This is a genomic window from Cupriavidus gilardii (assembly GCF_017598945.1).
Lineage (GTDB): Bacteria > Pseudomonadota > Gammaproteobacteria > Burkholderiales > Burkholderiaceae > Cupriavidus > Cupriavidus gilardii_E.
Genome location: NZ_JAGFTW010000007.1, coordinates 24,819 through 35,137, shown reverse-complemented (window position 1 = coordinate 35,137; position 10,319 = coordinate 24,819). Strand labels below are relative to the sequence as shown.

Genomic DNA, 10,319 nt, shown 5'->3' with positions numbered 1-10,319 from the left:
CCGTCAACCCCACTTTTTGGCCCCCACTGTTGGGGAGCGCCTTGCTAATATCCCGCGCGGCTTCGGCCGATAAAAACAAGGGTGAATAACAAGGAAAAGAGATGAGAAACTGGACGGGATTTACCGCGGTCGCATTGGCTCTGGCGACACTGAGCGGGTGCGGCGGTGGGGGAGGCGATGAGGGCGGCGGCAACGACACGGGCTTCCAGCTGTCGGCCAGCCTCGATGGCACGCCGATCACTGGTTTTGCCCTGAAGGACGGCGGCACCACGACGCTCAATATCGCGTCCGGTCAGGAAGTGCGTCTGAGCGCCAGCAACGGCGTGACGTGGACCGCCAGCATGGAGAAGACCACGATCCGGCCGAAGGACCAGAACAGCGCGGTGTGGGATGCGGTGCTGATCAGCCCGGAGGGCGGTACGGTGACGCTGGTGGCGAAGTCCGCCGCCGATGCGAGCAAGCTGGCGACGATCCGTATCGAGGTGCCGCCGCACCGCTATGCGCGGGTCGCAGCCAAGGTGGGTGAAAGCACGTTGTGGCGCGAGCAGGGGACGAATGTCGACGGGTCGCCGTTCGACCGCAGCTATCGCGACACAACGGAGGCGGTCGACGCGCAGGGCGGATTCACAATGAACCGCTATAGCGTCAGCGGCACGCTGACCGATACCTTCCTCAACGATGCCGACCGGAACCGCACGGCACGCATCCGTGCAGACAATCCGACCCAGACCTGCACCTTCACGCCGAAGCGCGAGCATTTCCAGTACCCGATGTTCGTGGGCAAAACGTGGCAGTCGGGCTGGCAGTATCAGTGCGGCGCATTTCACGAAACCGCTGTGTTCGAAGCCAGCGTGGAAGCGTTCGAGCGCGTCGCCGTCGGCAGCGACACGTTCGACACGCTGCGCGTCAAGTATGGTGTGGCATTCACCAACTCGAACGACGGCAACCTGAGCAACGGCGTGACCGGCAATGCCGCCTATCGGATGGACTATCGCTGCTGGTGGGCTACCGAGCTCGGTCGGGCGGTCAAGTGCGAGTTCGATTACAGCTATGTCGGCACCGAACCGGCCGGCAATATCCGGCACTACACGCAGACCGCGCTGTCCCTGCAGTAACCAGGGCGCCAAGGCGTAACCAGCCTCAGAAAAAGCGGCGCCTGTGCGCCGCTTTTTTCATTCCCGCACCACCCCAATCCCCTCCCCCACCAGCCTCAACTCGACCTTCGGCATATCCTCCATCACGCGCATCGTCTTCTGCCCGATGGCGATGCTGACCCCGCCGTGCACGCGCTTGCCGACCACGACGGCGGCGTCGGGGCGCGGATGCAGTTGTTCGGTGAGCTTGGCGAGGTGGGCGTCGGTGTCCAGCATGTCGCGCGTGTACTTGAACAGCGTGGCGCGCGCCTTCTCCCGCAGTTCCGGCGTGGCCCGCTCGGGATTCTTGGCGAAAAAGGCGAGCAGCTGCTGGATCTTGCCCTGCTCTTGTTCCTGCCGGCGCTTTTCCGCCTCCAGCGCGGCCTTCTCGGCGTCGGCATAGGGGTTCAGGCCGACATGGATGGCGGTGGCGGTGCCGGCCGGCGCGCCCAGCGTCCCGGTACGGACCGCATGCCAGGCACGGCAGCGCCCGCCGGTGATATTGCCGCTGCCGACGGCAGGGTCGCCTGCGGTGACGGTCTCGCCCGCCGCGACATCGCTCTGCCGAATGCCGCTGTCGACCGTGACCGTGGTGCCCGCTTCGACCACCGCGTTTTCGATGAAGCGCGCGTGCACCGATCCCTTGCACTGGATTCGAGCGACGGCGCTGGCCGGATCGTGCGGTCCCTCGGATTTGCCGATGATGCCGCCGCTGACGACCACATTGCCGCCGGCCTCGACATGGGCGGCCTCGATGGTGCCGCCGACGATCACATCGCCCGCCACGCGCACCGACATGCCGGTCTTGATATCGCCGCTGACGCGCAGCGTGCCCTCGAACGCGATATTGCCCGAGTGCATGTCGACCGCGTCCACCGCGACGACGGGATTGACGCTGACGCCGCGCGCGCGCACCGACGGCAGGCCCGCCATCGTCGCCACCAACAGATTCGGATCGTGCGCGTCGTGGTCCACGCCGGTCAGGCGTTCGGCGAACGGCGTGTCGGCGACCTCCGGGGCCGGCAACACGCGACCGAACACGTCCTGTCCCGCGGTACCGGGCACGGCCGGGATCCGCCGCATCAGAGGCGTGCCGGGCTGCACCAGCAACAGGTTGCCAAGTTCGCGCAGATCGATGCGGGCGTGGTCGTCGTCGGCGCCGCCGCGGCGCGGTTCGAGCAGATTGACGAAGCGGGCCGGCGTGCCGCGCGTCGGGGCCGTGCCGTGCACGATGGCAAGGTCATCGCAACGTCCCGCGGCAAAGGCCTCGGCCAGCGCCGGCTCGTCGACCGGAAGCTTGATGCCGCGGCCGGCCAGCACGACACGCACATCGCTGGGCTGCACCGCGCGGCCGCCTTCGGGCGGCCATAGCGTCAGCCGCACCGTCAGCGAGTCGGCATCGATATCGATCTCGAAATAACCATCGACCAGCTCGCCGACCACGGCATCGGCCGGTGGCCCGTCGCGGTGGCACGCCAGCAGGAAAGCGGCGATGGCGTGGTCGTCGAGCCTGGCGTGCGCCCAGCCCTGGGCCTCGAGGGCAGCCATCAGGGCAGCGCGGTCTGGCGGCCCACAGGGACTGGAGCCCTCGGCCAGCGCGGGCACCTCGTACCGCGCCCGGACCGTCTTGTCCGTGTTCTCCACCCACACCCGTACAAGCGAAGCTGCTGCGTCACCCATCGCGTCCTCCAGCCGTGTGTCTTTGATTTATCGTTGTTGTTGGAGGCGGCGCCGAGTCGGCATGCCGCCTGTCCGTCACCTACGGCAGATTTCGGCAAAACTTGAGGGAAATTTTTTCCGGGCGCCTTCCGGTAAACTGTCGCCCTGCCTGCCCGAGCGCGCAGCGCCGCCGACGCGGCGCGTCAGCGCCGGGCCAACCCCGCCGTATCCCATGTCGAACACCCACGAAATTCGTCCCGGCCAGTCGATCGAGCTGCTCAAGGAACTCCATATCCTGACCCGCGACGGCAAGATGAATCAGGACAGCCGCCGCAAGCTCAAGCAGGTCTACCACCTCTATCAGTTCATCGAGCCGCTGCTGCAGGACCTCAAGCGCGACCATGCCGACCTGACGCTGGTCGACCATGGCGCCGGCAAGTCGTATCTCGGCTTCATCCTCTACGATCTGTTCTTCAAGACGCAGCAGGACGGCTCGCACATCTACGGCATCGAGACGCGCGAGGAACTGGTGCGCTCGTCCACCGCGCTCGCCGAGCGGCTCGGTTTTCCCGGCATGTCGTTTCTGAATCTGTCGGTGGCGGAGTCCATCACCTCGGACCGGCTGCCCGCCACGGTCGACATGGTCACCGCGCTGCATGCCTGCAATACCGCGACCGATGACGCGATCCGCTTCGCGCTGACCAAGCGCGCCAAGTACATCGTGGTGGTGCCCTGCTGCCAGGCCGAGGTGGCCGCCGTGCTGCGCAGGAACAAGTCGAAGACGCTAGGCAATCCGCTGACCGAGATCTGGCGCCATCCGCTGCATACGCGCGAATTCGGCAGCCAGGTCACCAACGTGCTGCGCTGCCTGCAACTGGAAGCGCACGGCTATCAGGTCACGGTGACCGAGCTGGTCGGCTGGGAACACTCGATGAAGAACGAGCTGATCGTGGCGCAGTACAAGGATCTGCCGCGCCGGCGCCCGGCCGAACGACTGGCCCACGTACTGGAAACGCTGGGGCTGGAGGAAATGCGCGAGCGTTTCTTCACGCCCGCCTGAGTCTGAGCGGGGCACCCGCTCACTGCGGGTCTTTGCCCGCCATCCAGCGCCGCCAGCCTTCATGGCCGAGCCGGCGCATGGTCTCCTCGTTGCGCTCGTAGATATCCGCCGCATCCGGAAAGGCTTCGACCGCGCGCTCGATGCTGTCTTCGCGCAGCAGATGCAGGATCGGATACGGCGCGCGGTTGGTGTAGTTCTCGATGTCGTCGGCCTCGGTGCCGGCGAACTGGTACTGCGGGTGGAAGCTGGCGATCTGCAGCACGCCGGACAGGCCGAGGCTGTCGAGCAGGCGCTCGGCCAGATAGAGGAAATCGTTGTAGTCGGCGAAGTCGGCCAGCATCCGGGGGACGATCAGCAGCGTGGTGTCGATGCGCGCGGGATCGGCCTCGGCCAGCGCCTTCAGCTCGGCCTCCAGCGCGTCGAGCAGCGCCTCGGCGTCGGTCGCCTCGCACACCACGTAGCGGATCTGTTCCTTGACGTGGACGCTCTTGGCGAAGGGGCACAAGTTGAGCCCGATCACGGCCCGGGTCAGCCAGTGGCGCGTGGCGTCCAGAATCGTCTGCTGCTCCGACGGCGACATGGCTCAGGCAGCCTTGCCGACCCGACTGACGATATCTAGCGCCACCGCCTCGGCGACCTCGATGCCGTCGATCGCCGCGGAATAGATGCCGCCCGCGTAGCCGGCGCCCTCGCCGGCCGGATAGAGGCCCGCGACATTGACGCTCTGGTAGTCGTCCTTGCGACGGATGCGCAGCGGCGACGACGTCCGCGTTTCGACGCCGGTCAGCACGGCATCGTCCATCGCGAAGCCTGGCACCTGCCGCTCGAACGCCGGCAGCGCCTCGCGAATCGCCTCGATCACGTAGTCCGGCAGCGCGGTGCTCAGATCGGTCGGCGTCACGCCCGGCTTGTACGACGGCTCGACCGTGCCCAGCGCGGTGGACGGCCGCCGCGCCAGGAAGTCGCCGACCAGCTGGCCCGGTGCGCAGTAGTTGCGTCCGCCCAGCTCGAAGGCGCGCTCTTCCCAATGACGCTGGAAGTCGATGCCGGCCAGCGGTCCGCCCGGATAGTCGTCCGGCGTGATGCCGACGACGATGCCGGCATTGGCGTTGCGCTCGGCGCGCTTGTACTGGCTCATGCCGTTGGTGACGACGCGCCCCGGCTCCGATGCCGCCGCGACCACGGTGCCGCCCGGGCACATGCAAAAGCTGTACACCGACCGCCCGTTGCTGCAGTGGTGCACGATCTTGTAGTCGGCCGCGCCCAGCAGCTTGTTGCCGGCGAACTTGCCGAAGCGGCTGCGGTTGATCATGCCCTGCGGATGTTCGATGCGAAAACCCAGAGAGAACGGCTTGGCTTCCATGAAGACGCCGCGGCGGTCCAGCATCTCGAAGGTGTCGCGCGCGCTGTGGCCCACGGCCAGAATGACCTGCTCGCACGGCAGATAGTCGCCATTGGACAGCTGCAGCCCGCGCACGCGCCCACCTTCGATGTCGATATCGTCGACGCGCATGCCGAAGCGGACTTCGCCGCCGAGCGCGAAGATCTCCGCGCGGATGTTCTCCACCATCTTGACGAGCCGGAACGTGCCGATATGTGGCCGTGCCTTGAACAGGATGTCCTCGGGCGCGCCGGCCTTTACGAATTCGTGCAGCACCTTGCGGCCGTAGTGCTTCGGGTCCTTGATCTGGCTATAAAGCTTGCCGTCGGAGAAGGTCCCTGCCCCACCCTCGCCGAACTGCACGTTCGACTCGGGATTGAGCACGCTCTTGCGCCACAGCCCGAAGGTGTCCCGGGTGCGTTCGCGCACTTCCTTGCCGCGTTCGAGAATGATCGGCCGAAAGCCCATCTGTGCGAGGATCAGCCCGGCCAGCAAGCCGCACGGGCCCATGCCGATCACCACCGGACGCGGCGTCGCGACATGCTGGGGCGCCTGCGCGACGAAGCGGTACGTCATGTCGGGCGTCACGCTCCAGTTCGGCTTGCCGGCGATGCGCTTGCGGGCCGCCTCCTCGTCCTTCTCCTTCAGCACGATATCGACGATGTAGGTCAGCTTGATATCGGAGCGCTTGCGCGCGTCGTGGGCGCGGCGAAAGACGGTGAAGGACACCATGCCGTCGCCCTTGACGCCGATCTCGGCCAGCCGCGCGCGGACAGCGGCCTCCAGGTCACTTTCCGAATGGTCGAGGGGGAGCTTGAGTTCACTGAGGCGTAGCATGGGGGGCAAAGTATTCGGCGGCCGAACGGCGGGTCCGATGGCCGGACCGCAATTCTAAAGCCTTTCGGCCGCGCCGGCCCCTCGCCAGCCCCTCCCCGGGGCCGTGGCAGCCGCCCCGAGATCGTCAATCCTGCGCCGGCACCTGCCCGAGCAGCCCGGCGTAGCGCGCCATGTCGACATTGCCGCCGGACAGCACAATGCCGACCCGCTTGCCGGCGATCGGCGCCTTGCCGGCAAACGCCGCCGCCGCACCCAGGCAGCCCGTCGGTTCGACCACCAGTTTCATGCGGCCGGCAAAGAAGCGCATCGCTTCGACCAGCTGCGCATCGCTGACGGTGACGATATCGTCGACCAGCTGCTGCAACACCGGGAAGGTGTATTGGCCCAGATGCTGGGTCTGCGCGCCGTCGGCGATCGTGTCCGGCGTGCCGATCTCGACGATGCGGCCGGCGCGCAGGCTTTGCTGACCGTCGTTGCCCGCTTCCGGTTCCACGCCGATGATCTTGCAGCCGGGATGCATGGCCCGCGCGGCCACCGCGCTGCCGGACAGCAGACCGCCGCCGCCCAGCGGCACCAGCAGCACGTCCAGCGGACCGGTCTGCTCGAGCAACTCCTTGACGGCGGTGCCCTGTCCGGCCATCACGGGCGGATGGTCGAACGGCGGAATCAGCGTCAAACCCTGCTCGCGCGCCAGCCGCTCGCTGATCGCCTGCCGGTCCTCGGTATAGCGGTCGTACAGCACCACCTCGCCGCCGTAGCCGCGCGTCGCGGCGATCTTCGCCGCGGGGGCGTCCTTGGGCATCACGATCACCGCGCGCGTGCCGAACAGCCGCGCCGACAGCGCAATCGCCTGCGCGTGGTTGCCCGACGAAAACGCCGCAACACCGGCGGCGCGCTGCTCGGGCGACAGTTGCGCGATCGCGTTGTAGCCGCCGCGGAATTTGAAGGCGCCCATGCGCTGCAGGTTCTCGCATTTGAAGAACAGCCGCGCGCCGGTCTGCGCGTCGGCGGTGGCCGAAGTCAGCACCGGCGTATGGTGCGCGACGCCACTGATGCGGCGATGCGCCTCCACGACATCGGTGAACGAGATGGCCAATTGCGTCATGGGACAGCACTCCTTGCAGGGGAAGAGGTACGCGGATCGAAGGGGGACCGGCATCGGGCCGGCTTCAATGGGCGAGGCGCCGGCGGCGCCAGCCGGAAAGTATGCGCGCGATACGGGCCCGCGAGAATACCCACGCGCGCTGACGCAGCCGCAGGGCGGTATCGCGCTGCGCGCGCAGGGCAAACCAGCCCGAATGCGCGAGCACGACGACGCTGCCTGGCGCCAGGCGCCGTCGCGGCCAGTGCAGCGTCTCGGCCAGCAGCAGCGGCGGCTCGATCAGTTCCACGTCGCCATCGGCAACATGGACTTCGGTGCCGGCCCTGGCATGAAAGGTGAGCGATTGGCCGGCGTGCAGCGTCAGCGTGCGGTGGACATAGGCCGGATGCGGCAGCAGGGACAGGATGGGCGGGATCGGCATGATGGCCTCGCGAAGGGTCGGCTGCGATTGCCTGCAACGGGGACAGGAAGGAAGCAAGCCGGCCGGTATGGTGGAGATGGCCGGTACGTTCGGTACCACGGTCCGAGCCGCAATCGACTGAACGCAGCGTACCGGCCGCCGTCGCGGCGCGGCAGGCACACCGCACCGGAACGGACAGCAGAACAGAGACCCATCCTTCGCTCTGTTACGATACGGCGGAAACTTTTCTGTATCTGTTGCGCATCGGCCGGATGCGCCAACATGCCGCATGGACTCCGCCCCGCTATACCGCCAACTCGCCGGCCACTACCGGCAGGCCATCGCCGCCGGCACGCTGCTGCCGGGCGAGCGGATGCCTTCCGTGCGGGCGCTGATGGAGCGCCACGGCGTCAGCCTGTCGACCGCGCTGCAGGCGTGCCGCGAGATGGAGGCGCAAGGCCTGCTCGAGGCGCGCCCCCGCTCCGGCTATTTCGTCAGGCCACCCGCGCCGCAGGCCACGCCGATCAGCGAACCTCTGGCGGCCCTGCCCGATCCCGCGCAGTACGTCGGCATCCACGCCCGCATCTCGGCGATCATCGCGCGCGGCCGCCTCTATCCCGACGCGGTCAATCTGGCGGGCGCCTGCGCGCCGCCCGAGCTTTATCCCGTCGAATCGCTGCGCCAGGCCACCGGCCGCGCGCTGCGGCGCCATCCCAGGCTGCTCGGCAGCGCGGTCGAGCCCGAGGGCCATCCGGCCCTGCGCGCCGCGCTGGCGCGCCAGGCGCTGCAGGCCCGCATGACGCTGGCGCCCGAGCAGATCGCCATCACGCATGGCTGCACCGAGGCGCTGAATCTCGCCTTGCGCGCGGTCGCCGGCCCGGGCGACGTCATCGCCGTCGAGTCGCCGACCTATTACGGGCTGCTGCAGATCCTGGAAAGCCTGGGGATGCGCGCGCTCGAGGTGCCATGCAGCCCGCAGACGGGACTGTCGCTCGAAGCGCTGGAACTGGCCGCGCAGACCTACGACAACATTCGCGCGGTCGTGGCGGTGCCGAACCTGCAGAATCCGCAGGGCAGCATCATGCCGGACGCCAACAAGGCCCGGCTGGTGCAATGGTGCGAGGCGCGCCGCATCGCGCTGATCGAGGACGACTGCTTCTCCACGCTGGCTGACGACGACACGCCGCTGGCCGCCGCCAAGGCGTGGGACCGCAGCGGCAACGTGATCTACTGCGCGTCGCTGCACAAGAACCTTGCACCCGGCATGCGGCTTGGCTGGATCGCCGCCGGCAAGTGGCAGGCGCGGGTCGAGATGCTCAAGTTCAGCCAGTCGCGGCCCAACGAACTGCTGTCGCAGATCGCCGTGGCCGAGCTGATGGCTTCCGGCGATGTCGATCGGCATTTGCGTCGGCTGCGTGCCCGGCTGCGCCACCAGCGGCATTGGGCAGCAGAAACCATCGCCGCGCTGTTCCCGCCCGGCACGCGGCTATCGGCGCCGCAAGGCGGCATGCATCTGTGGGTGGAGTTGCCGGACCGGCTGTCGTCGGAGGCGGTGTTCGAGCAGGCGCTGGAGGCTGGCGTGCGGGTGATGCCCGGCGTGGTGTTTTCCAACTCGAACCGCTTCGACCATTGCCTGCGGATCAATATCGGCGCGCCGCGCTCGACGGCGCTGGAGCAGGCGTATCGGAAACTGGCGGGGGTGGTGGCGCGGCTGGCGCCGCGCTAGCAGGAGAGGAACGCGGTGCCGCAGCACCGCGTCCGTGCGACGGCCTGGCTTTACAGGAAGACGATCAGCGCGACGCCGGCCGCAATCAGGCCGAACTTGACCACGTAGTAGACCTGGCGGTTCCATGCCTTGAGGCGGCGGCGATACTGGCCGCCCAGCCAGACGATGCGGAACAGCTTGTTGATCATGCCGGTCTGGTCGGTCTCGTCGTTCGGCGAACTGGCCGCGCTCATCACCTTGCGGCCCAGCCAGCGGTTGACCTTGCCGGCCCAGCCGTAGCGCATCGGCCGCTCGATATCGCAGAACAGGATCAGCCGATTCTGGTCGCTGCGGTTCTCGGCCCAGTGCAGATAGGTCTCGTCGAACACCACACCCTGCCCGTCGCGCCAGCTGTGCCGCTCGCCGTCGACCTCGATGAAACAGCGGTCGTCGTTCGGCGTTGCCAGCCCGAGGTGGTAGCGCAGCGAACCGGCGAACGGATCGCGATGGGGGTTGAGTTTGCCGCCCGGCGGCAGCTCGGCGAACATCGCGGCCTTGACGAACGGCAGCTCGCGCAGCAGCGCGACCGTGCGCGGGCACAGTTGCTCGGCCGACGGATGATGCGCCTCGTACCACTTCAGGTAGAAGCGCTTCCAGCCATATTTGAAGAAGGAATTGAAGCCGGCGTCGTCGTTCTTCTCGGCCGCCTTGATCTTGCGCATCGCGGCCAGCGCCAGCCCCTCGTCTCGAATCTCGGGCCAGGCCGCACGCAGCTTCTCGAGTTCGGGAAAGCGCTCCACCGGAATGAACGGGGTGCGAGGGACGCCAGAGAACGCGTACATGAAGCAATTGACCGGCGCCACCAGCGCGGAATGGTCCAGCAATTGCCGCCAGATGCGCAGGCGCACCTTGCCGCGGAAATGCACGTACAGAATCGCGCCCAGGTACCCGGCCACGATGATCCACTTGATCACTTCAAACTCTCCCTGAGCTGCCTTGTGCCGGCCTGCCGCAGTGCGGGCGAAGGCACACCATAAGGACT

9 protein-coding genes are annotated in these 10,319 nt (G+C 67.5%); 3 read left to right on the top strand and 6 right to left on the bottom strand.

Annotated features, from left to right (window positions below):
- Nucleotides 1-101 precede the first annotated feature (101 nt).
- Nucleotides 102-1,115, top strand: coding sequence for a hypothetical protein (locus tag J5T34_RS04290; RefSeq protein ID WP_208578765.1), 1,014 nt, complete (start codon nt 102-104; stop codon nt 1,113-1,115).
- A gap of 57 nt (nt 1,116-1,172) precedes the next feature.
- Here J5T34_RS04290 and J5T34_RS04285 read toward each other — a convergent pair whose 3' ends face one another.
- Complete coding sequence (locus tag J5T34_RS04285; RefSeq protein WP_244258696.1) at nt 1,173-2,681, bottom strand: DUF342 domain-containing protein; 1,509 nt, start codon at nt 2,679-2,681, stop codon at nt 1,173-1,175.
- A gap of 343 nt (nt 2,682-3,024) precedes the next feature.
- On the opposite strand from J5T34_RS04285, the gene J5T34_RS04280 reads away from it, so the two are divergent.
- Complete coding sequence (locus tag J5T34_RS04280; protein ID WP_208578764.1) at nt 3,025-3,852, top strand: class I SAM-dependent methyltransferase; 828 nt, start codon at nt 3,025-3,027, stop codon at nt 3,850-3,852.
- Between the two features lie 19 nt (nt 3,853-3,871).
- Here J5T34_RS04280 and J5T34_RS04275 read toward each other — a convergent pair whose 3' ends face one another.
- The 4 genes from J5T34_RS04275 to J5T34_RS04260 form a co-directional block, all read right to left on the bottom strand.
- Nucleotides 3,872-4,432 (bottom strand): DUF1415 domain-containing protein, encoded by a 561-nt coding sequence (locus J5T34_RS04275; protein WP_208578763.1) that lies wholly within the window; start codon nt 4,430-4,432, stop codon nt 3,872-3,874.
- 3 nt (nt 4,433-4,435) lie between these two features.
- Complete coding sequence (locus tag J5T34_RS04270; RefSeq protein WP_208578762.1) at nt 4,436-6,070, bottom strand: NAD(P)/FAD-dependent oxidoreductase; 1,635 nt, start codon at nt 6,068-6,070, stop codon at nt 4,436-4,438.
- Nucleotides 6,071-6,194: 124 nt separating this feature from the next.
- The gene (locus tag J5T34_RS04265; protein ID WP_208578761.1) at nt 6,195-7,175 is read right to left on the bottom strand and encodes a threo-3-hydroxy-L-aspartate ammonia-lyase; all 981 of its coding nucleotides are present in this window, start codon (nt 7,173-7,175) and stop codon (nt 6,195-6,197) included.
- A gap of 64 nt (nt 7,176-7,239) precedes the next feature.
- On the bottom strand, nt 7,240-7,593 hold the full coding sequence (locus J5T34_RS04260) for a hypothetical protein (RefSeq protein ID WP_208578760.1): 354 nt from the start codon (nt 7,591-7,593) through the stop codon (nt 7,240-7,242).
- Between the two features lie 268 nt (nt 7,594-7,861).
- On the opposite strand from J5T34_RS04260, the gene J5T34_RS04255 reads away from it, so the two are divergent.
- Nucleotides 7,862-9,298 (top strand): PLP-dependent aminotransferase family protein, encoded by a 1,437-nt coding sequence (locus J5T34_RS04255; protein ID WP_208578759.1) that lies wholly within the window; start codon nt 7,862-7,864, stop codon nt 9,296-9,298.
- Between the two features lie 50 nt (nt 9,299-9,348).
- Here the strand turns inward: J5T34_RS04255 and lpxO are convergent, their stop codons facing one another.
- The gene (gene lpxO / locus J5T34_RS04250; protein ID WP_208578758.1) at nt 9,349-10,251 is read right to left on the bottom strand and encodes a lipid A hydroxylase LpxO; all 903 of its coding nucleotides are present in this window, start codon (nt 10,249-10,251) and stop codon (nt 9,349-9,351) included.
- Between the last annotated feature and the right edge of the window lie 68 nt (nt 10,252-10,319).